The following is a 21,586-nucleotide window of genomic DNA, read 5'->3' as shown; positions in this document are numbered from 1 at the left end:
ACCGATGACCACGACCACCCCTGAGGCGCCCACCGCGCTACCGCCGATCAAACGGCGCAACGCCGAACTCGCCCTCGTCGCGGTCGCCGTCGCCATCACGATGGCCGGCATTGCCATCGCCGGCCTGAACCTGAACGGCCGCGTCCCCGCCGCCATGTGGACCGTCGGCATGACGTTCGGCGCGCTGTCCCTCGCGGCACACGTCGCCATGCGCTTCTTCGCACCCTACGCGGACCCGCTGATCCTCCCCTGCACCCTGTTCCTGAACGGGATCGGGGTCGCGATGATCTGGCGCCTGGACGCCATCGGAGCCGAGGACATCGAGCGCGCGGGCGCGGGCATGCAGGTGGTCTGGTCCGCTGTCGGCCTGGTCCTCTGCTTCCTCATCATCATCTTCCTGAAGGACCCCCGGGTCCTCCAGCGATACACCTACATCACCGGCCTCGTCGCCATCGTCCTGCTCATGCTCCCGGCCATCCCCGGCCTGGGGCGCGAGGTCTACGGCGCGCGGCTGTGGATCGGCATCGGACCGTTCACGCTCCAGCCGTCCGAGTTCGCCAAGATCGCGCTGGTCATCTTCCTGGCGTCCTACCTGATGAACAAGCGCCAGGTGCTGTCGATCGTCGGCAAGCCGATCAAGATCGGCCGCTTCAAGCTGATGGACCTGCCGCGGGCCCGCGACCTCGCACCGATCCTCGTCGGCTGGATCGCCGCCATCGGCATGCTGGTGCTCCTGCGCGACCTGGGCACCTCGCTCCTGCTCTTCGGTACCTTCCTGGCCATGCTGTACGTGGCCACCCAGCGCTCGTCGTGGGTGGTCATCGGGCTCGGCCTGTTCCTGGCCGGAGCGACCGTCGCCTACTTCCTCTTCTGGCACGTGCGCGCCCGCGTCAACATCTGGCAGAACGCGTTCGACCAGGAGGTCTACTACGAGGTCGGCGGTAGCCAGCAGCTGGTCCAGGGCCTGATCGGCATGGGCTACGGCGGGGTGTTCGGTACCGGTCTCGGCGGCGGCCAGGCGCACAACATCTTCGCCGCCGACAGCGACTTCATCCTCTCCTCCCTCGGTGAGGAGCTGGGACTGACCGGTCTGCTGACCGTGCTGATGGTCCTGTTCCTCCTCGTGGAGCGGGGCATGCGCGTCGCCCTCGCGGCGACCGGCCCCTTCAACAAGCTGTTGACCAGCGGTATCGCCTTCGTCCTCGCCTACCAGGTCTTCATCGTCCTGGGCGGGCTGACGAGGGTCATCCCCCTGACCGGCTCCACCACTCCGTTCATGGCAGCCGGCGGTTCGGCGCTGATGGCGAGCTGGATCATGATGGGCGTCCTGCTGCGCATCAGTGACAACGCCCGGCGCCCCGCACCGCAAGCAATCCAGGACGAGGGCGCGACACAGGTGATCCGACGATGAACACACCGATCCGCCGCCTGAGCGTCTTCACCATGGCGCTGTTCGGCGTGCTCATGCTGAACCTGACCTGGATCCAGGGGTTCCAGGCCCAGTCCCTGATCGAGGACCCCCTCAACAGCCGCCTGTACAGCGAGCGGCTGAGCGAGGCCCGGGGTCCGATCATCGTCGGGGACGAGAACGTCGCCTACTCGGAGAACATCGCCGAGGAGGACAGCTCGCCCGAGTACCAGCGCGTCTACGAGGGCGGGGGCGTGTACACGCCGGTCGTCGGCTCGTTCCGCAGCTACGGCGCGTCCGGCATCGAGGCGACCGAGAACTCGCTGCTCGACGGTTCGGACGACCGCCTGGCCGTCCGCAACTTCCGCGACATCATCACCGGTCGCGAGCCCGAGGGGGCGCGCGTGCAGCTCACGCTCGACCCCGCGGTGCAGGAGGCGGGCTACCAGGGGTTCGTCGACCTCGGCATGAACGGGGCCGCGGTCGCCATCCAGCCCGACACCGGCGCCATCCTCGGCGCGGTCTCCTACCCCTCCTACGACGCCAACGACGTCGTGAGCATCACCGACCAGCAGGCCGCCATCGACAACTACACGGCGATGGAGGCGGACGAGGACAAGCCGCTGCTCAACCGCGCCCTCAACGAGCGCTACGCACCGGGCTCCACCTTCAAGGTCGTGACCGCGGCGGCCGCCATCGAGAAGCTGGGCAAGACGGGCGAGTCCACCATCGACGCCCCCGACGTCCGCGAGTTCCCGTCCGGCCCGGTGCTGCCCAACGCCACGTCCGGCGGCACCTGCAACGGCGGAGAGCCCGACTCGCTGGCGCACTCGATCCAGATCTCGTGCAACACGTCCATGGCCAACTGGGCGATCGAGATGGGCGGCGAGGCGCTGTCCGACCAGGCCACCGCCTTCGGGTTCAACCCCGAGGAGGGTGAGGAGCTCCGGGTCCCGATGTCGGTGACACCGAGCTACGCCCCGGTCGAGACGGACGAGAGCATCCTCGGCCGCGCCGGCATCGGCCAGTCCAACGTGGAGGCCACACCGCTGCAGATGGCGATGGTCGCGTCGGGCATCGCCAACGACGGCGAGGTCATGCACCCCTACCTCGTGGACTCCGTTCTCGACTCCGACATGTCCGTGGTCACGCAGGCCAGCCCGGAGACCTACAGCCAGGCCGTCGAGCCCAGCACGGCGGACATGCTCACGGACATGATGGTCCTGGTCACCACCCCGCCCGAGGGGTCGGGCCTCAACGGCGCGATCCCGGGCATGGACGTGGCCGGCAAGACCGGTACCGCCGAGAACGGCACCGACCGGACCCACAACTGGTTCATCGGCTTCGCACCCGCCGACGATCCGCAGATCGCCGTGGCGGTCGTGATCGAGTTCGGCGGCGGCAGCGGTGGCTCGCTGGCAGCGCCGATCGCGCGTCAGATGATGGAGGCAGTGGTTCTGTAGTGAGCGCCGACGAACCGACTCCCCGGAACGGTCCCGATGAACTCGTTGGGACCGTTCTGAGCGATCGCTACCGCCTGGAGGAGCAGATCGGCTCCGGCGGCATGGGTACGGTGTGGAAGGCCACCGACACCCTGCTGAACCGCCCCGTGGCGGTCAAGCTGCTGCACCTGTCCCAGATGGCCGAACCGACGGCGCGGCAGCGGTTCCGCACCGAGGGTCGGATCACGGCGGGGCTCTCCCACCCGGGGATCGCCCAGGTCTACGACTACGGCGAGGAGGACGGCCGGGCGTTCCTGATCATGGAACTGGTCGTCGGCGAACCGCTCTCACAGGTCCTGCGCGAGCACGGCCGGCTGACCCCCGACCAGACCCTGGACTTCCTGTGCCAGGCCGCCCAGGCGCTCGCGGCCGCGCACGCCCGCGGTGTGGTGCACCGCGACATCAAGCCCGGCAACCTCCTGGTGACGGGCGACGGCCAGCTCAAGCTGACCGACTTCGGTATCGCGCGGGGCGACATGTCGGTCACGCTCACCCAGACCGGCATGGTCATGGGGACCGCGCAGTACATCTCGCCCGAACAGGCGCTCGGCCGGCCCGCGAGCAGCGCCTCGGACCTGTACGCGCTCGGCGTGGTGGCCTACGAGTGTCTGGCCGGCACCCCGCCGTTCACCGGGGACAGCCCCGTGGCGCTGGCCCTCGCGCACACCCGCGACGAACCGCCGGAGCTGCCCGAGCACGTGCCGCTGGAGGTCGACGACCTGGTGGCCGCCCTCCTGGTCAAGGACCCGGAGGAACGCCCCTCGTCCGCCAGCGAGGTCGCGCACATGGCCGCCGTGATCCGTTCCGACGCCGGGACGGGACCGCCGACGCCGTCCGCGGGATTCTCCCCCGTGGCGCCGACCGCCCTGGTGGGCGCGGTGTCCGGTCCCCCCAGTGGACCCTCGCCGCGTCGAACCGCCGGACAGCCGGCCGTATCCGCTGGCCAGGTCGACGACTCCGCTAGGCTGGGCCCGGCATCCGGTCGGCGCGTCCGGCTTCCCGTCATCGTCGCCGCGGTGGCCGCGACGATCCTCATCGCCGGTGCCGCGCTCGCGGGTTTCCTGTGGCGCGGCCAGGACCCGGACACCGAGACGGCGCGGGACACCGTCGACACACCCGCGACGGTGGAGTCGACACCGTCGGACACCCCCAGCGAGGAGGTGGAGGAGACGGACGAGGGCCAGGTGGAGCCCGAGTACGACCACACCCCCGACTGGAACGACGAACCGGCGCAGACCGAGACGCCCGAGTCGCCGGAGCCCAGCGAACCGGCGGAGGAGCCCTCCGACTCCGAGGGCGACGACGGTACGGGCGACGAGGATCCCGGCGACGGCACGACCTCCCCGCCACCGACCGGGGGCGGTGACGGTGGTGGCGACGACGGCGGAGAGACGCCTCCCGACACGGGCGGCGGCGGCACCGGGGGAGAAGAGACCGAACAGTGACGAGGCCGTGAGCGAGCGCCGCTCCAGGTAGGGGGTCGCCCGCGAGCGGCCCCCGGAAGACACGAGGATCAGTACACGACATGTCCCAGCCCCGGCTCCTTGGCGGCCGCTACGAACTCGACACGGTGATCGGGCGCGGCGGCATGGCTGAGGTTTTCCGCGCCCGCGACCTGCGACTCGACCGTCTCGTCGCGGTCAAAACCCTCAGGCACGACCTGGCCAGGGACCACGTGTTCCAGGCCCGGTTCCGCAGGGAGGCCCAGTCGGCGGCGTCCCTGAACCACCCCGCGATCATCGCCGTCTACGACACCGGCGAGGACATGGTCGACGGGGTGTCCATCCCGTACATCGTCATGGAGTACGTGGAGGGCAGGACGCTCAAGGAGCTCCTGGACGACGACCGCCGCCTGGTGCCCGAGCGCTCGGCGGAGCTGGTCGACGGCATCCTCAACGCGCTGGAGTACAGCCACGACAACGGGATCGTCCACCGGGACATCAAGCCCGCGAACGTGATGCTGACCCGCAACGCCGAAGTGAAGGTGATGGACTTCGGCATCGCCCGGTCCATGGGCGACGACCAGGCGACGATGACGCAGGCCTCGCAGGTCATCGGTACGGCGCAGTACCTGTCGCCCGAGCAGGCGCGCGGCGAGCGGGTGGACCCACGCAGCGACATCTACTCCACCGGTTGTGTGCTCTACGAGCTGCTGACCAGCCAGCCGCCCTTCACGGGCGACTCCCCTGTCTCGATCGCCTACCAGCACGTGCGGGAGGAGCCGGTTCCGCCCACCGAGGTGGACCCGCAGGTCCCCGACTGGCTGGAGGACATCACGCTGCGGGCCCTGACCAAGGACCGCGAGGAGCGCTACCAGAACGCCGCGGAGATGCGCGCCGACATCCAGCGCGGCCTGGCCGGGATGCCCACGCAGGCGGGCACCATGGCGATGGCCGGGGCGGGCGCGACGACCACGCTGCCGCCCGCGGACGGCTATGACGACTACGACGACGGTTACGACGACTACGACGACGACCGCAGGAAGGGCGGGGCCGGCAAGGCCGCGCTGTGGATCCTGCTCGCCGTCGGTGTGATCGCGTCGCTGGGCCTGGCCTACTTCCTGATCAGCCAGGGGACGGCCGAGGAGCCGGACCTGCAGGCGGTGCCCGACGTCACCGGCAGCGCCCAGGAGGAGGCCCAGGCCACCCTGGAGGAGGCGGGCTTCACCAGCGTCACCCCGCAGAACCGCGAGAGCGATGAGGAGCCGGGCACGGTCGTGGAGACGGACCCGTCCTCGGGCACCGAGGTGGCGCTGGACGAGGAGATCATCCTGTTCGTGTCCACCGGACCGGGGGCGATCGAGATCCCCGACGTGGCCGGGCAGAGCCAGGCCGAGGCGATCGCGACGCTCAACGACGAGGGCTTCCCGAACGTCACCCCGGAGGAACGGCCCAGCAACGACGTCGCCCAGGGCTCCGCGATCGGCACCGACCCTGGCGCCGGCACCTCGGCGGCCCCGGACGACGAGATCATCCTGCACGTCTCCTCCGGCCCGGAACAGGTGCAGATCCCCGACCTGCTCGGTATGACGCGGGAGGACGCCGAGGCGGCCCTGTCCCAGGAGGGTCTGACCGCCTCCTTCCGTGAGCAGGAGGACCCGAGCGCGGCGGTGGGGACCGTCATCGCGCAGGCGCCCGAGGCCGGTCGGACGGTCAACGCCGGGAACACCGTGACCGTCACGATCGCCACGGAGCCGACCCAGCCGGAGCAGCCCACCCAGCCGGAGGATCCGACCCAGCCCGAGGACCCGACCGACGGTGAGACGCCGCCGGGCGAGGACGAGGACGACGGAGGGCTCTTCCCGCCGGGCGATTGACCAGGCGGCGACGACACCGAACGGGCCGCTCTCCCTCCGGGGAGGGCGGCCCGCGGCGTCCCACCGGTGACGGGTGCGTCCCCCGGGGCGTAGACTGTGGAATCGTTCCGTACCGCCCCACCTCTCTGGAGCAGCGACCGTGCCCAAGTCCCGCAACGATCGCAAGAAGAAGGCTGTTTACACGCCGCCTCCTTCCAAAGAGAAGCCCCAGGTCAGTCCGCGTTGGCTCGTGCCGACGATGCTGGGTTTCTTCGTCCTGGGCATCCTCTGGATCGCGGTCTACTACATCGCGGGGCAGCACGTCCCGTACATGCAGGACTGGCACAACTGGAACCTGCTGATCGGCTTCAGCGGGATCATCGTCGCCGTCGTCCTCTCCACCCGCTGGCATTAGGGCGCCGCTCCAGGACACCCGCCCCGGTTCCTGAGCCGCACACCGCCCGGGACGGCCGCTGGACGGCCTCCCCACGCGGTCCGTCCGCCCTCGCGCGGACGGCTCTTCCCGGCGCGCCCGAAACCGGCCCCGGACACCGCTGCCGGCCCACGGTCGCCGCGGTGATCCGCTCCCTCCACCGGCCTCCCCAAGCGGGTGGCCCCGGCCCGTCACCATGTCCCGTGGCCCGCGTGGCGAGTGGTTCTCCCGCGGCCCAGGGCCGCCGGTCGCCATGTCGACATGTCGGCGCCCATGTCCGCGTTGCTGCGGGGGCGCGGTGCCCGACGCAGGCGCTCGGTACGGGGGCGTGGGCACACGGCGCCGTGCAGGGCACATGGACGACGACGGGCCCGGTCCCGGCCTCGGGGGAGATCCCCCTCGACCGGGTCCGGGCCCGTCCTGTGTCGGCGGAACCGCGTCAGGCGAAGGCAAGACCCGGCGCAACGAGGAACACCAGGGCCAGGACCAGGACGGCGTAGGCCGCCACCAGGAGTGCGTGCACCAGGGTGCGGCGCGTCGCCCGGGCGGCGGAGCCCGCCGCGTAGGCGAAGACCGCGCCGAGGAGCAGTCCGGCGATGAGGCCGCCGATGTGCGCGGTCCAGGAGATCCGCGGGATCAGGAAGGTCAGCACGAGGTTGACCGCCAGCAGGATCCCGACCGCCCGCAGGTCGAGGCTGAGTCGGCGGCCGAGGACGAACACCGCCCCGAAGAGGGCGAAGACCGCTCCGGACGCGCCGATCGACACCTGGTTGAGCGGCACGGACAGCTGTGCGACCACCGGTTCGGGCAGGCCGCCCAGTGGCGACAGCTCCAGCCCGTACGAGGCGACGACCAGTGTCAGCGCCGATCCGGACAGGGCACCGAGGACCCACAGCGCCAGGAAGCGCCCGTGGCCCAGCCACCGCTCCAACTGTGTGCCGAGCAGGTAGGTCGCGTATCCGTTGAACAGCAGGTGGAAGATCCCGCCGTGCAGGAACGCGGCGGTGACCAGCCGGTACCACTCACCGCCCAGCACGCCGATGTTCTGGCCGGCGGCCGGGTCGTAGGCGTACCCGAGCATGCCGAACAGGCGTACCAGCGGTGACGCCGCGGCCGACCCCACAGGATCCGCCGTCCCCATCTGGACCAGGTATCCCACCGCCATCAGCGCCAGGACGGTCCACGTCACGTACGGCCGAGTGACCGTCCGGCCCCCGAAGGTGGTCCGGGCGGTCCTCGTTCCGCGTCTCCCCTCCGCGACGCAGGACGGGCACTGGAATCCCACGGCCGCCTCGACCATGCAGTCCGGGCAGATCGGCCGCCCGCACCTGGTGCAGCTCACTCCGGTCTCCCGGTCGGAGTGGCGGTAGCAGGTCCGCGGAGCCGTCGGCCCCGGCTCGGGCGTGGCCCCGGACGGTGGTGGGGGTGCGGTCATGGGTGGGTTCCGCCTCCTGGTGCTCGGTCCGACGATGCCCTAGCGGGCGATCTCGATGCTGTTGATCACCACGTCCTCGCGGGGACGGTCCTGGGCGTCGGTCGGGGTCGTCGCGATCTCGCCCACGACGTCCTGGCCCTCGACGACCTCGCCGAAGATCGTGTGGCGGCCGTCGAGCCAGTAGGGCTTGTCGACGGTGATGAAGAACTGCGACCCGTTGGTGCCCGGGCCCGCGTTGGCCATGGCCAGCAGGAACGGACGGTCGAAGCGCAGCTTCGGGTGGATCTCGTCACCGAAGGTGTAGCCGGGGCCGCCACGGCCGGTGCCGAGCGGGTCGCCGCCCTGGATCATGAAGCCGTCGATCACGCGGTGGAAGATCGTGCCCTCGTACAGGCTGTTGTTGGACGGCTTGCCCGTGGTGGGGTCCATCCACTGCTTCGACCCGTCCGCCAGCCCGATGAAGTTGGCGACCGTCTCGGGCGCCTCCTCCTCGAACAGCTTGACGACGATGGTTCCCTTGTTGGTGTTCAGCCGCGCGGTGGGCTGACCCTTGGAGTCGGACACCAATGTGCCTTTCGATCGACTTCGGTTACGTGATCACGTTACCCGTCTGGCCACCGCGGTTCGCCGGAACGGGGCGGGTTGTGGACGATACGGCCCACCCCGGGACGGGCGGCGCGACCTCCGGGTCCGCGTCGCGTCAAGGGACCACTGGGGCGCGTGGGTCCCATGGCACGTACGAGGACACATCGAAAGGACCACAGCCGGTGTCGAAGCTCCAAACCCCGCCGGAGAGGACGTAAGTTGAGATAACACCCGGATAACGGGGTAAGGACGACTCCAGGCCACCGTGTGGCCAGGTCGGCCACCGGGTGGCGAACGCAGGATCCAGTGAACGATCGAAGGAGCTGACGACGTGCCTATCACTGCCAAGCGTCGCAAGGCACGCAAGGAGGCGGAGGCGACTCTCGCCCGCCTGCAGGACCTGGCCAAGGAACAGGCCGAGCGGTTCGGCCCCTACGCCGACCAGGCACGGGACCAGGCCGCCCTCAAGCTCCTGCAGGCGCGCGGCTGGACCGCGCCCCGACTGGAGACCGCCGCGCAGCGCGTGGAGGACACCTTCGCGCCCCGCGTGTCCGGGCTGCTCAGCTCGGCCGCCCAGCGCGTCGACCCCGCGCCCGCCCGGCGCGGCCTGCGCAGGCTGCGCGGGAACCGGCGCGTCCCCCGGGGCGTGCTCATCGGGGGTGCCGCTCTGGTCGGCGGGGTGATCGTGTACTCGCTCATCCGGCTGCGCCAGGCCTCCCAGGACGCCGAGTGGGAGGAGCACCTGGACCAGGCCCGCGAGCAGGTGCGCGAGACCCGGGAGAACCTCGAGGAGTCGGCCTCCGAGGCCGCCGACAAGGCCGCTGAGGCCGGTAAGGCGACCAAGGACAAGGCCAAGGAGAAGGTGCGCACCGCGGTGGGTGAGGACCGCGCCCAGAAGAACGGGCGTGCCGACCGCTGACGCGGACACGGGAACGGCCCGGGACCGAACGGCACGATCGCCGATGGTCCCGGGCCGTTCCGTCGTCGGCCCCGGCCGTCAGTCGTCCTTGATCACCCGGAAGGGCATGGGGTAGCGCCAGTTGCGCCCGAGCAGGCTCGCGACCGTGGCGACCGCGGGCAGCACCATCCATCCCACGAGGATGCAGATGAGGATGGCGACCGGCAGCACCAGCCACGCGAGCAGCACGCTCGCGATCCCGCCGATGATGCAGAAGAGCTGGAAGTTCAGTGACTCCAGGGCCTGGCGGCGCAGGTACGGGGACGTGCGGTCGCCGACCAGGAAGAGCACCAGCGGCGCGACGACCGGGAAGAAGTAGTTCCCGGCGTGGCCGACCCCCGCGAGCACCCGCTCGGTGGAGGTGCTCTCCAGGGGTTCCTTGGGCCCCGGCCCGGTTGTGGCGGCCGCCGCGGCGGCCGGCCCGGCGGTCGGGCCCAGCGGCGCGACGCCCAGGTCCGCGGTGAGCGGTTCCAGTTCCGCCCCGACCTTGGCGCGCATGGCGGTGTCCAGGCGCTCCTCGAACTCGTCCTCGTCGAGCTGTCCCTGGCTGTAGGCCTCGCGGAGGACCTCCGCGACGGCGTCCCGGTCCGCATGGGTGAGCCGGAGGTGCGGTTGGACAACGGACCGGTCCCCTGGTCGCCTCACCGGATACTGAGCGTCCTTCACAGCCACTCCCACTCCCAACGCCGAAGGAAGCACGGTCGACGGTCGAGACCGTCCAGGACGACCGTGCTCCCTTCCATGATGCGTCATGGGCGCGGCCGTGGATATGGGGGCTGTCCCTGATCCTCCCCTGAGGTCGTCCGCGACTTTCGTCCCGGACGCGGACCGACTTCCGTCGGTCACCCCCGTCCCGCCGTGTCGGCGGCCGCTCCCCTCCGTCGGCCCGTCCGACCCGGTGTCCGCTCCCGCACGGGCCTCCCCAGCTCCGTGCGACGCTCGCCCCGCGGGCTCCGGCTACCGCTGCGCGGCGGTCGGCACACCGACCGGCCTGGCAGCCTCCTGGTCGGTGCGCTCGCGCTCGTAGTGCCGCTCCGCGCTGGTGAGCAGCTCGTACCAGTTGGTGACGTCCTTGCGCCGGCGCAGCAGCGCCCGGCGCTCCCGTTCGGTCATGCCTCCCCAGACACCGAACTCGATACGGCTGTCCAGCGCTTCGGCCAGACACTGCGTCCGGACGGGGCAGCCACGGCAGATCAGTTTGGCCCGGTTCTGGGCCGCGCCCTGCACGAACAGCGCGTCAGGGTCGATCTCCCGGCATTTGGCGCGCGCCGCCATCTTTTCGTTCCACATGTTGCCCCACTCCCAAGATCAGCATGTGTGGTGATCGGTCTCCGCCGACCGAACCGACTGCCACGACCGTCGGCGGAAGAGGAGAAGCGGACCGAAACGAGGACGGTGGGCGAGTCCGGGCGGGGGCCGCCAGGTTCGCCTAGGGGGTCGATCGTTTCGGCGTGCTGTCTTCCTCGTTGTCGCTGGTGTCGAAACTACGGATCGTCCCAGTTCACCAACAGACCCCAAGAGGCCTATTTCTCATATGGCCCACTAGGACCATTGCACTTAGGGGGAGTGTCATCATACACACACAGAGAGTCACCGCATGGGCCAGAATCGCCCGCGAGCAACCAGTATGCAAGGCGGCACCCCAACCTTTCCTCCGCATGGGGATTGACCTGCGATGATGTAACATCCGATGATCGAGTGGCCCAATAAGTTCACGGTTCTCTAGTCCGACTCTCCGTGACCAGACTCACCCGAACGGACTATACGGACCACCCGGTCCGACTCGCACCCGAAGCACATGAGTCACTCATTAACCAGCCCGAGAAGCCGATCTTTGACCTACTGAATGGTAACTCAGGATATTTCGCGCGCCGACGATCCCCCGGTGCCATTCTTATGGGTATATGCCCTGTTTTAGCTATTTCGCGACGCACACTTCGCCGGCTCGGCCCCGGGACGGACCGCCCCCCGGAGGGGCCGGGCACAGGGGCACAGGGGCACAGGGGCACAGGGGCACAGGGGCACAGGGGCACAGACGATGATGCGACACTCGCCGGGGTCCGGAGGCGCCTCGGGCGACCTCGGGCGGCCGTCGGCGCAGAGCCGATCCGCGTGCGATCGGTCCTGCTGATTCCGGGGCGTGGGGGAGAACCGACCGGATGCGGGCCGCCGTGTGTCGGCCGCGTGCTCGGCCGACGGGAGCGGATGTGACGCGCGCTGAAGCGCGGGTGTTCCCCAGGGCGGGACCGGTCCCGGGCCGACCCGGGTCCGACGGCGCGACGAGGCGCCTCAGGGCGTGTCGAAGGGCCTGGGCGCCCTTCGGAGGACGGATGGCCGGAAGGGGGCCGCCGCGGAGGTGTCCCGAACGTGCGACGGCCACCCGGATCTCATGGCCGGGTGGCCGTCGTCATGTCTGTGAACTGCGCGAACGCGAGTGGAGCCAAGGGGAGTCGAACCCCTGACCTCCGGTATGCAAAACCGGCGCTCTGCCAGCTGAGCTATGGCCCCCGGACCGGGCGATCGCCCTGGTCACTAGGAGGAGCATACCTTCCTCACAAGGATGCCCCGATCACTCGGGCGGGGCCACGCTCCAGGAACCAGGAACAGCACAAAGCCGTGGGTCGCACCTCGGGTTCATCGGCCCACCCACGTCTTCGTGTCCCGCACGGGCGGACACAGGGTCCTCCCGGTGGGAACGGACCGGCCTCCTGACGGCGGCCAGGCGTGCGCCGATCAGCTCTCGCTGACCGCCGTGGCCTCGGTCCACAGGTCGAGCTCGGCGCGGTCGGCCTGGATCTTGCGGTAGACGGCGAAAGCCCCGAGGGCCACCAGCGCCAGGATGATGATCTTCTTCACTGCCTGGACCCTTTCGTTGGTACTGACACGGTCCCCCGGTCGGGGGTCCATGGAGAACTTTATGAGGTTGTCACCTAGCACACTAGCAAGCATTCTCGGGCGGTCCCCGCCACCGTGGACCGATTCACACCAACTTCTGTGGCGGCCGGTCAGGTGAGCAGCGCCATGCGGCGCAGGATGCCCGCGGTGGCCTGCGGCGACGCCGCGACTCGGGCGAGTTCGTCCCAGACCCGACGGCACTCGCGAACCGCCTCCTCCGACTCGACGATGGCCCCGCCCTGGGTGGCGTCGACGTAGGCGAGGGCCGCCTCGTCCTCGTCGAACTCCAGGACGGCGAACGGGCCCGCGATGCCCGGGTGCGGGCCGGCCGAGGTCGGCAGGAGCTGGATGGTGACGTGGTCGCTCCCTGTGGCCAGTTCCACGAGCCGGGTGGTCTGCGCCCGCAGGAGGTCGAGGTCGGAGGCGACCCGTTGGAGGGCGTCCTCCTCCACGATCGCGTGGTACCGCGCCAGCCCGCCCTGGTCGAGGATCTCCTGGCGCTTCAACTGGGCCGCCACCATGCGCTCGACCCCGTGCTCGCCGTGCCCCAGGGCGCGGGCGACCGCGGCCGTGTAGTCGGGCACCTGGAGCAGGTCGGGCACGAGGATGCCGGAGTAGCACTGGACCGCCACCGCGCCCGCCTCGTTGCCGACGTAGGCGGAGGAGAGGACGTCCTCGTACTCCGTCCACCACGGGCGCAGCCGGGACTCGCGGACGAGCGTGAGGATCGCTTCGCGCTGCCCTCCGGTCACCCCGTACAGGCGCAGGAGCGCCGAGATCTCCATGACCGACGGCCACTTGCGGATCCCGGTCTCGATGTGGCCCAGCTTGGCGGGCGACCACTCCAGTTCGTCCGCGACGTCGCTGAGGGTCATGCCCGCCTGCATGCGGCGGCGGCGGAGTTCGGCGGAGAGTCGGCGACGACGAACCGTGGGGCTGGCCATAACGCGGATCCAATGACACGGAGTGGGGTGGTCGTCCTCCAGCGAAACACGGTGCCTAGCATCTAGCAATGCGTTTCTAGAAAACAGCGCTGGATTCGATGCATTAGGGACCGTGAGCACCGGCCCCGATCGGACGCCAAAACCACGGATTGTCACGAAGCGCAGTGGCGACTTCCGGTCGTGGAGTCACAACAGCACCGTCCGAAGAACAGGCTTAACCGTCGCCACATCAACCACTCAGTCCACTCGCGTCACCGCACTGGACCTCCGCTCGGCGAGACTCAGGGGGCCACCGTGACCAGATGGTCTGTTTGTCCGGTTCTGTCGTGCACGTCTCAACCTGATGCCACAGGGAAGAAACCGCGTACGATGCTTGAGGTGCCCGTCCCGGCGGGCGTACCCGCACACGCAGAGGAAACCCATGAGCCACCCCATTGACGACACCGAGCAGCTGATCGCGAACGCGGAGGCCCAGATGCCTCCGAGCACCCGGTCCCGGCTCATCGCGAAGCTCCGCATGGGGAGGCACATCGACGACGCCGCAGCCGAGCTGGACATCCGCCCCAAGCAGGTCTTCTCCACGGCGCGCATCCTCACGCCCTTCGGCGACCAGCTCGACGCCACGCTCACGGAGCAGCGCGATCCCGCGCTGCCGCACGGCACGGTGACGGGGTACAACAAGCGCTGCCGCTGCCCCGAGTGCCGCAGCGCGCTCCAGCAGCGGGTCTGAGGGGAGGCCGGCGGCGGTCGGCCGGTGCGCGCCACGGTCGGCGCGTCCAAGGCCGCCTCGGCCCGCTCAGCGTGTCCCCGCGGACCCTTCCGGGCTCGGCTTCCGCAGACGGCCCGGACGTGGCGCCTCCGGCCGGCAGCGGCCATTCTCTTCTCCCGTCCCTCGTTCCGACAGCCTGTCCTCACGAGCGGTTAACCCAGACTTCTCACATCAATTCGGCCACCAGAGGCTTATTGACCGCCAGTGTGGGGAGACCGCAGAACATGAACGAGCATGTTGACTGGTCCAGCATGAGCGAAGAGGACTTCGTGGCGCTGCTTCGGCAGCTCATCGAAACCCCGGAAGCCGACGACGACTGAATACCGGCCCCGAATTCACCGGTTCCCGGCACTCCGGACCCTCCCGGCCCCGCCCGGCCACCGGTGAAAGGCCACCTCTCCCCACACCCGTTCGCGCACCCGCGCGCCCACCAGTAGCGGGTGGCGGTGCGACCATGCCCCGGCCCGGGCACGCACTCAGCCGGCAGGGGGCGGACGGCGGTGTCGCGACCAGTGCGAGGCGGACGATGGCGGCATGCCCGCCGAGGCCGCATCGGCAGCGTGAGGCCCCTCCCCGTCGCCCAGGCCGTCGACGCGTCCGTGTGCGGCTCGTCAGCGTGCCCTCAGGACCAGGCCCGCCCACGTGCTCGCGTTGCGCCACGGCCGGCCCCCTGGTGTCTCTCATGAGCGCCTGCCGACGGCCCGCCCGGTCGAGCCAGTCGTAGGCAGCTCTCCGTCCGTACGGACGGCCACGAGGGCGACCACGGGCGCCCGCGGCGGTTCATGCGACCACGGGGGACAGTGGGACGCCTCGTGCCAGGAGCGGGGTTCACCGCAGGAGGGCCGTACCGGTCGACGCCGGTTGTCCACAAGGCGGCCACCGCCCCTGGCGGACCCACCCCCACCCACGATCCAATGGAAACCAGGGGGACCCCACCCCCCGCAACACCCCCACACCACCCACCATTCACAAACGCACAAACCCGGGCACAAAAAAAAGGGGGAGAAGACCAAAAAGCCCTCTCCCCCTTCAACGAAAAACCGTGGCAGCAACCTACTCTCCCACCCCACCACAGGGCAGTACCATCAGCGCAAGGAGACTTAACGACCGGGTTCGGAATGAGACCGGGTGTGACCCTCCCACCATAACCACCACGGAAACCAACACCCACCACACACCACACTCAACCCACCACAACAGCAGGGAGCACAGTCCACGACAGGAAAACCATGTGAACAGTGAAAAATGCGCGAGCAACCAATTATCTGCAGCGGACAAGCCCTCGGCCTATTAGTACCGGTCAGCTCCACCCCTCACAGGGCTTCCACACCCGGCCTATCAACCCCGTCGTCTACAGGGAGCCTTACCCTCTCAAAGGAGGCAGGAGACCTCATCTCGAAGCAAGCTTCCCGCTTAGATGCTTTCAGCGGTTATCCCTCCCGAACGTAGCAAACCAGCCATGCCCTTGGCAGGACAACTGGCACACCAGAGGTTCGTCCGTCCCGGTCCTCTCGTACTAGGGACAGCCCTTCTCAAGTCTCCAACGCGCACAGCGGATAGGGACCGAACTGTCTCACGACGTTCTAAACCCAGCTCGCGTGCCGCTTTAATGGGCGAACAGCCCAACCCTTGGGACCAACTCCAGCCCCAGGATGCGACGAGCCGACATCGAGGTGCCAAACCATCCCGTCGATATGGACTCTTGGGGAAGATCAGCCTGTTATCCCCGGGGTACCTTTTAGCCGTTGAGCGACACCGCTTCCACACGCCGGTGCCGGATCACTAGTCCCAGCTTTCGCTCCTGCTCGACACGTCCGTCTCACAGTCAAGCTCCCTTGTGCACTTACACTCAACACCTGATTACCAACCAGGCTGAGGGAACCTTTGGGCGCCTCCGTTACTCTTTGGGAGGCAACCGCCCCAGTTAAACTACCCACCAGACACTGTCCCCGAACCGGATCACGGTCCAAAGTTAGATGCCCGAAACAGTCAGAGTGGTATTTCACCAACGCCTCCACCGCCACTAGCGTGACAGTCTCACAGGCTCCCACCTATCCTACACAAACCATCCCAAACACCAATGTCAAGCTATAGTGAAGGTCCCGGGGTCTTTCCGTCCTGCTGCGCGAAACGAGCATCTTTACTCGTAGTGCAATTTCACCGGGCCCATGGTTGAGACAGTGGGGAAGTCGTTACGCCATTCGTGCAGGTCGGAACTTACCCGACAAGGAATTTCGCTACCTTAGGATGGTTATAGTTACCACCGCCGTTTACTGGCGCTTAGATTCCCAGCTTCGCAGGCCGAAACCCACTAACCAGTCCTCTTAACGTTCCAGCACCGGGCAGGCGTCAGTCCGTATACAGCGTCTTACGACTTCGCACGGACCTGTGTTTTTAATAAACAGTCGCTTCCCCCCGCTATCTGCGACCCCACCCAGCTCAAGACGCAAAGGTCCATCACCAGACAGGGCTCCCCTTCTCCCAAAGTTACGGGGACAATTTGCCGAGTTCCTTAACCATGGTTCACCCGAACGCCTCGGTATTCTCTACCTGACCACCTGCGTCGGTTTAGGGTACTGGCCACACACGAACTCGCTAGAGGCTTTTCTCGACAGCATGGGATCACTCACTTCACCAAAAACGGCTCGGCATCACGTCTCAACCACATGGTGTGCGGATTTGCCAACACACCGGCCTACACGCTTACCCCCGGACAACCACCGCCGGGTAGAGCTACCCTCCTGCGTCACCCCATCACTTACCTACTACAACATCGGTTCCCAGACCAGCTCAGAGGCCGTCCCCGAAGGGACCACCAAGAGCCGGCGTGGTTAGCATCCGTCGCCTCGATACTGGACGCTCGTGCACGGGTACGGGAATATCAACCCGTTATCCATCGACTACGCCTGTCGGCCTCGCCTTAGGTCCAGACTCACCCTGGGCGGATTAACCTGCCCCAGGAACCCTTAGTCAATCGGCGGCAACGTTTCTCACGTTGCTTTCGCTACTCATGCCTGCATTCTCACTCGCACACCCTCCACCACACGATCACTCGGCAGCTTCCCCGGATGCACGACGCTCCCCTACCAACCCAGAAACAAGTCCTGGGCTTCACAGCTTCGGCGGTGTACTTAAGCCCCGCTACATTATCGGCGCAGAACCACTTGACCAGTGAGCTATTACGCACTCTTTAAAGGATGGCTGCTTCTAAGCCAACCTCCTGGTTGTCTCAGCAACTCCACAACCTTTCCCACTTAGCACACGCTTAGGGGCCTTAGCTGATGATCTGGGCTGTTTCCCTCTCGACTACGAAGCTTATCCCCCGCAGTCTCACTGCCACGCTTCACTTAACCGGCATTCGGAGTTTGTCTGACGTCAGTAACCTTGTCGGGCCCATCAGCCAAACAGTAGCTCTACCTCCAGCAAGAAACACGTGACGCTGCACCTAAATGCATTTCGGGGAGAACCAGCTATCACGGAGTTTGATTGGCCTTTCACCCCTACCCACACCTCATCCCCCAGGTTTTCAACCCTGGTGGGTTCGGGCCTCCACGAGGTCTTACCCCCGCTTCACCCTGGACATGGGTAGATCACTCCGCTTCGGGTCCACAGCATGCGACTCAATCGCCCTATTCAGACTCGGTTTCCCTACGGCTACCCCACACGGGTTAACCTCGCCACACACCATGACTCGCAGGCTCATTCTTCAAAAGGCACGCCATCACCAAAGACAAGCTTCAGCTCTGACGGCTTGACAGCACACGGTTTCAGGTACTATTTCACGACCCCTCACCGGGGCACTTTTCACCTTTCCCTCACGGTACTAGTGCACTATCGGTCATCAGGACGTATTTTGGCTTAGCAGGTGGTCCTGCCAGATTCACACGGAATTTCACGGGCTCCGCGCTACTCGGGAACACACCAACACCTAGCCGGCAACTTCGTCTACGGGACTCTCACCCACTACGGTTCCGCTTCCCAACGGATTCAACTATCACCAGCATCAGCGCTCCGGGCCGACAGACCCGAACAGATGCGCCCCACAACCCCGCACACGCAACGACTGCCGTCTATCACACGCATACGGTTTAGCCTCTTCCCCGTTCGCTCACCACTACTAGGGGAATCACTGTTGTTTACTCTTCCTACGGGTACTGAGATGTTTCACTTCCCCGCGTCACCACCAACCACCCTATACATTCAGGTGGCGGCAACCCGACACAACTCGGGCTAGGTTTCCCCATTCGGACACCCACGGATCAAAGCTCGGTTGACAGCTCCCCGTGGCCTATCGCGGCCTCCCACGTCCTTCATCGGCGCCTGATGCCAAGGCATCCACCGTGTGCCACTATCACTTGGCCACTACAGATAATAAGATGCTCGCGCACACTATTCACAAATCAAAACACCAACCGCACACCCCGACACCACTCACACCACCAGGATCCTCGTCCTGGAGACATCTGAGAGTTCTCAGAGGCGGTCCGCGGGAAACAACACCGGCCACCAACCCCCTGCAAGAGAGAGCCAGCAGCCAGAGGTTGCTTCCTCAGACACCCAACAGCGCGCCCCCTGGTGCTTCTAGTCACCAGGAGTAAAGTTCGTTTTCTTCAAACCATTCCCGTTACCAGTACCCACTGGGTACCGGCCGGGTCCACTTTCGAGTCCGACCAACCATAGGAAAGAGTTGATCTTGTAAAGACTCCTTAGAAAGGAGGTGATCCAGCCGCACCTTCCGGTACGGCTACCTTGTTACGACTTCGTCCCAATCGCCAGCCCCACCTTCACTCATTCCCTCCCCGAAGGGTTAGGCCACAAGTTTCGGGTGTTGCCGACTTTCATGACGTGACGGGCGGTGTGTACAAGGCCCGGGAACGTATTCACCGCGGCGTTGCTGATCCGCGATTACTAGCGACTCCACCTTCATGGGGTCGAGTTGCAGACCCCAATCCGAACTGAGACCGGCTTTTAGGGATTCGCTCCACCTTACGGTATCGCACGCCCATTGTACCGGCCATTGTAGCATGTTTGCAGCCCAAGACATAAGGGGCATGATGACTTGACGTCGTCCCCACCTTCCTCCGAGTTGACCCCGGCAGTCTCCCATGAGTCCCCACCATTACGTGCTGGCAACATGGAATAAGGGTTGCGCTCGTTGCGGGACTTAACCCAACATCTCACGACACGAGCTGACGACAGCCATGCACCACCTGTCACCCACCAACTAAATGACCCCACATCTCTGCAGGTCCACGGGTGATGTCAAACCTTGGTAAGGTTCTTCGCGTTGCGTCGAATTAAGCAACATGCTCCGCCGCTTGTGCGGGCCCCCGTCAATTCCTTTGAGTTTTAGCCTTGCGGCCGTACTCCCCAGGCGGGGCGCTTAATGCGTTAGCTACGGCGCGGAAACCGTGGAAAGTCCCCACACCTAGCGCCCAACGTTTACGGCATGGACTACCAGGGTATCTAATCCTGTTCGCTCCCCATGCTTTCGCTCCTCAGCGTCAGGTAAGGCCCAGAGACCCGCCTTCGCCACCGGTGTTCCTCCTGATATCTGCGCATTTCACCGCTACACCAGGAATTCCAGTCTCCCCTACCTACCTCTAGCATGCCCGTATCCACTGCAGAACCGGAGTTAAGCCCCGGTCTTTCACAGCAGACGCGACACGCCGCCTACGAGCTCTTTACGCCCAATAATTCCGGACAACGCTCGGACCCTACGTATTACCGCGGCTGCTGGCACGTAGTTAGCCGGTCCTTATTCCCCACCTACCGTCAACCCCCAGAGAACTGGGAGCCTGCGTTGGTGGTAAAAGAGGTTTACAACCCGAAGGCCGTCATCCCCCACGCGGCGTCGCTGCGTCAGGCTTTCGCCCATTGCGCAATATTCCCCACTGCTGCCTCCCGCAGGAGTCTGGGCCGTGTCTCAGTCCCAGTGTGGCCGGTCGCCCTCTCAGGCCGGCTACCCGTAATCGCCTTGGTAGGCCTTTACCCCACCAACTAGCTGATAGGCCGCGAGCCCATCCCCGACCGAAAAACTTTCCACCCGCCACCATGAGGTGACAGGTCGTATCCGGTATTAGACGGCGTTTCCACCGCTTATCCCGGAGTCAGGGGCAGGTTGCTCACGTGTTACTCACCCGTTCGCCGCTCGTGTACCCCGAAGGGCCTTACCGCTCGACTTGCATGTGTTAAGCACGCCGCCAGCGTTCGTCCTGAGCCAGGATCAAACTCTCCATAAAGGTCATACAACCCTAACCCGGCCACCCTAGGGGGCCTGGGCGGGTAAACCTAGAAGTAATCCTGACCGACCATCTTCCGATGGCCAATCAAAGGAACCCTTCACACCGAAGTGTGACGGGGCCAAAACAAACATGGCTTAAAGAAAATCAAACACGCGCTGTTGAGTTCTCAAGAAACAACCGCTCATCCCGTACAAGCCCCGGATCTTTCCAATCCGGCCGCTCTTCCGTGGAAGGCTGGTCTGCGTTTCCACCGCGTGAGCGGCTTCTTCGCTGTGTTGTGTCTTTACTTTATCAGGTGTTCCGCGCCCCGCCAAATCGGCGGTTTCGGAGCAATTGATCGGGGTAAAGCCCGTTCCGCTTCTCCGACCGGACGAATTCGCCCGGCGTTCGAAGCAACTCCCCGAGCTTACCGGAGCCGAGGCACTGCTCGAACCCGTTGGGCTTCTGGGAAGGGTGCCGCCTGATCCGGTCCGGTTCCGAGCCGGTCCTGAGGGCCGCTCGCCGTCCCGTGGCGACTCGGAGAACACTACCCCCAGGGTGCCCCTCCGGCAAACCGCAACGCCTGTGCCGCCGGTCACTTCGCGTCTCCCACCGGACGAGCCGCGGCCCCCTTCCCTGGGGGACCGCGACTCGGGCACGTCTTTCGCCGGGGGTGGCGAGGGGGAGCGTCGCTGGGGGTCCGTTCAGAGGTGGCGGATCAGCTTTCGTCGTCCTCCATCATCTCCTCGTCCTCCGTCATCTCCTCGTCGCCCATGTCCTCCTCCATGGAGTCCTCCTCCATGTCGGTGTCGTCCATGGACTCGTCGCCCATGGAGTCCTCCTCCATGGACTCCTCTTCCATCCCCTCGTCCTCCATCGACTCCTCTTCCATGGAGTCGTCCTCCTCCATGCCCTCCTCCTCCATCTCCTCGGACTCCACCGTCGGCTCCTCCGACGCGGCGTCGTTGCAGGCGGCGAGCGCGAAGACCGCGCTGAGGGAGATGGCTCCGGCGGCGAGGAGTCGGCGGAGCGTCTTCGTGCTGGGTGCGTTCATCAGTCGGCCCTCTGTTTCGTGTGCGGTTGTTGTGTCGCGTGCGGTGCCGGCCATGGCTGCGGCCGGCTGCTCCCGCGCTCATGG

14 protein-coding genes, 1 tRNA gene and 3 rRNA genes are annotated in these 21,586 nt (G+C 66.5%); 7 read left to right on the top strand and 11 right to left on the bottom strand.

The window, feature by feature from the left end; genetic code table 11:
* Nucleotides 1–4: 4 nt before the first annotated feature.
* The 5 genes from HNR10_RS15965 to HNR10_RS15945 all read left to right on the top strand — a co-directional run bounded on the left by HNR10_RS15965 (nt 5) and on the right by HNR10_RS15945 (nt 6,620).
* Nucleotides 5–1,411, top strand: coding sequence for an FtsW/RodA/SpoVE family cell cycle protein (locus HNR10_RS15965; RefSeq protein ID WP_179824411.1), 1,407 nt, complete (start codon nt 5–7; stop codon nt 1,409–1,411).
* Nucleotides 1,408–2,871: a peptidoglycan D,D-transpeptidase FtsI family protein gene (locus HNR10_RS15960; protein WP_179824409.1), complete on the top strand. Its 1,464-nt coding sequence runs from the start codon at nt 1,408–1,410 to the stop codon at nt 2,869–2,871. Before HNR10_RS15965 ends, HNR10_RS15960 begins: the two co-directional genes overlap by 4 nt.
* Complete coding sequence (locus HNR10_RS15955) at nt 2,871–4,355, top strand: serine/threonine-protein kinase (protein ID WP_179824406.1); 1,485 nt, start codon at nt 2,871–2,873, stop codon at nt 4,353–4,355. Before HNR10_RS15960 ends, HNR10_RS15955 begins: the two co-directional genes overlap by 1 nt.
* A gap of 80 nt (nt 4,356–4,435) precedes the next feature.
* On the top strand, nt 4,436–6,226 hold the full coding sequence (gene pknB / locus HNR10_RS15950) for a Stk1 family PASTA domain-containing Ser/Thr kinase (protein WP_179824405.1): 1,791 nt from the start codon (nt 4,436–4,438) through the stop codon (nt 6,224–6,226).
* A 139-nt stretch (nt 6,227–6,365) separates the two neighbouring features.
* Nucleotides 6,366–6,620, top strand: a complete 255-nt coding sequence (locus HNR10_RS15945) for a cell division protein CrgA (RefSeq protein ID WP_179824404.1) — start codon at nt 6,366–6,368, stop codon at nt 6,618–6,620.
* Between the two features lie 457 nt (nt 6,621–7,077).
* Here HNR10_RS15945 and HNR10_RS15940 read toward each other — a convergent pair whose 3' ends face one another.
* Together HNR10_RS15940 and HNR10_RS15935 are read right to left on the bottom strand one after the other, a co-directional pair.
* The gene (locus tag HNR10_RS15940) at nt 7,078–7,827 is read right to left on the bottom strand and encodes a rhomboid family intramembrane serine protease (protein WP_312889287.1); all 750 of its coding nucleotides are present in this window, start codon (nt 7,825–7,827) and stop codon (nt 7,078–7,080) included.
* Nucleotides 7,828–8,112: 285 nt separating this feature from the next.
* Nucleotides 8,113–8,637, bottom strand: coding sequence for a peptidylprolyl isomerase (locus HNR10_RS15935; RefSeq protein WP_179824401.1), 525 nt, complete (start codon nt 8,635–8,637; stop codon nt 8,113–8,115).
* 352 nt (nt 8,638–8,989) lie between these two features.
* Between HNR10_RS15935 and HNR10_RS15930 the strand changes: the two genes are divergently transcribed.
* Nucleotides 8,990–9,577: a hypothetical protein gene (locus HNR10_RS15930; RefSeq protein WP_179824399.1), complete on the top strand. Its 588-nt coding sequence runs from the start codon at nt 8,990–8,992 to the stop codon at nt 9,575–9,577.
* Nucleotides 9,578–9,655: 78 nt separating this feature from the next.
* On the opposite strand, the gene HNR10_RS15925 is transcribed toward HNR10_RS15930, so the two are convergent.
* The 5 genes from HNR10_RS15925 to HNR10_RS15910 form a co-directional block, all read right to left on the bottom strand.
* Nucleotides 9,656–10,261, bottom strand: a complete 606-nt coding sequence (locus HNR10_RS15925; protein ID WP_312889286.1) for a DUF1707 and DUF4870 domain-containing protein — start codon at nt 10,259–10,261, stop codon at nt 9,656–9,658.
* A 312-nt stretch (nt 10,262–10,573) separates the two neighbouring features.
* Nucleotides 10,574–10,906: a WhiB family transcriptional regulator gene (locus HNR10_RS31750; RefSeq protein ID WP_179824395.1), complete on the bottom strand. Its 333-nt coding sequence runs from the start codon at nt 10,904–10,906 to the stop codon at nt 10,574–10,576.
* A 1,145-nt stretch (nt 10,907–12,051) separates the two neighbouring features.
* A tRNA-Ala gene (locus HNR10_RS15915) sits at nt 12,052–12,124 on the bottom strand.
* Between the two features lie 225 nt (nt 12,125–12,349).
* Nucleotides 12,350–12,472 carry a DLW-39 family protein gene (locus HNR10_RS31745; protein ID WP_231640829.1) on the bottom strand — a complete coding sequence of 41 codons (123 nt, stop codon included), beginning with the start codon at nt 12,470–12,472 and terminating at the stop codon, nt 12,350–12,352.
* Between the two features lie 149 nt (nt 12,473–12,621).
* The gene (locus HNR10_RS15910) at nt 12,622–13,386 is read right to left on the bottom strand and encodes a helix-turn-helix domain-containing protein (RefSeq protein ID WP_246407226.1); all 765 of its coding nucleotides are present in this window, start codon (nt 13,384–13,386) and stop codon (nt 12,622–12,624) included.
* Between the two features lie 490 nt (nt 13,387–13,876).
* Between HNR10_RS15910 and HNR10_RS15905 the strand changes: the two genes are divergently transcribed.
* Complete coding sequence (locus HNR10_RS15905) at nt 13,877–14,185, top strand: hypothetical protein (protein WP_121181550.1); 309 nt, start codon at nt 13,877–13,879, stop codon at nt 14,183–14,185.
* A gap of 1,079 nt (nt 14,186–15,264) precedes the next feature.
* Here the strand turns inward: HNR10_RS15905 and rrf are convergent.
* The 4 genes from rrf to HNR10_RS15885 all read right to left on the bottom strand — a co-directional run bounded on the left by rrf (nt 15,265) and on the right by HNR10_RS15885 (nt 21,502).
* A 5S ribosomal RNA gene (rrf, locus tag HNR10_RS15900) occupies nt 15,265–15,380 on the bottom strand.
* 113 nt (nt 15,381–15,493) lie between these two features.
* Nucleotides 15,494–18,586: ribosomal RNA gene (locus HNR10_RS15895) — 23S ribosomal RNA — on the bottom strand.
* A 348-nt stretch (nt 18,587–18,934) separates the two neighbouring features.
* Nucleotides 18,935–20,466 (bottom strand): 16S ribosomal RNA (locus tag HNR10_RS15890).
* Together the 16S, 23S and 5S rRNA genes form the textbook arrangement of a ribosomal RNA operon.
* 700 nt (nt 20,467–21,166) lie before the next feature.
* Nucleotides 21,167–21,502, bottom strand: coding sequence for a hypothetical protein (locus HNR10_RS15885; protein ID WP_179824391.1), 336 nt, complete (start codon nt 21,500–21,502; stop codon nt 21,167–21,169).
* Nucleotides 21,503–21,586 lie beyond the last annotated feature (84 nt).

The sequence above is a fragment of the Nocardiopsis aegyptia genome (assembly GCF_013410755.1).
In the GTDB taxonomy this organism is placed as follows: Bacteria; Actinomycetota; Actinomycetes; order Streptosporangiales; family Streptosporangiaceae; genus Nocardiopsis; species Nocardiopsis aegyptia.
This window is presented reverse-complemented; position numbering and strand designations above follow the sequence as displayed.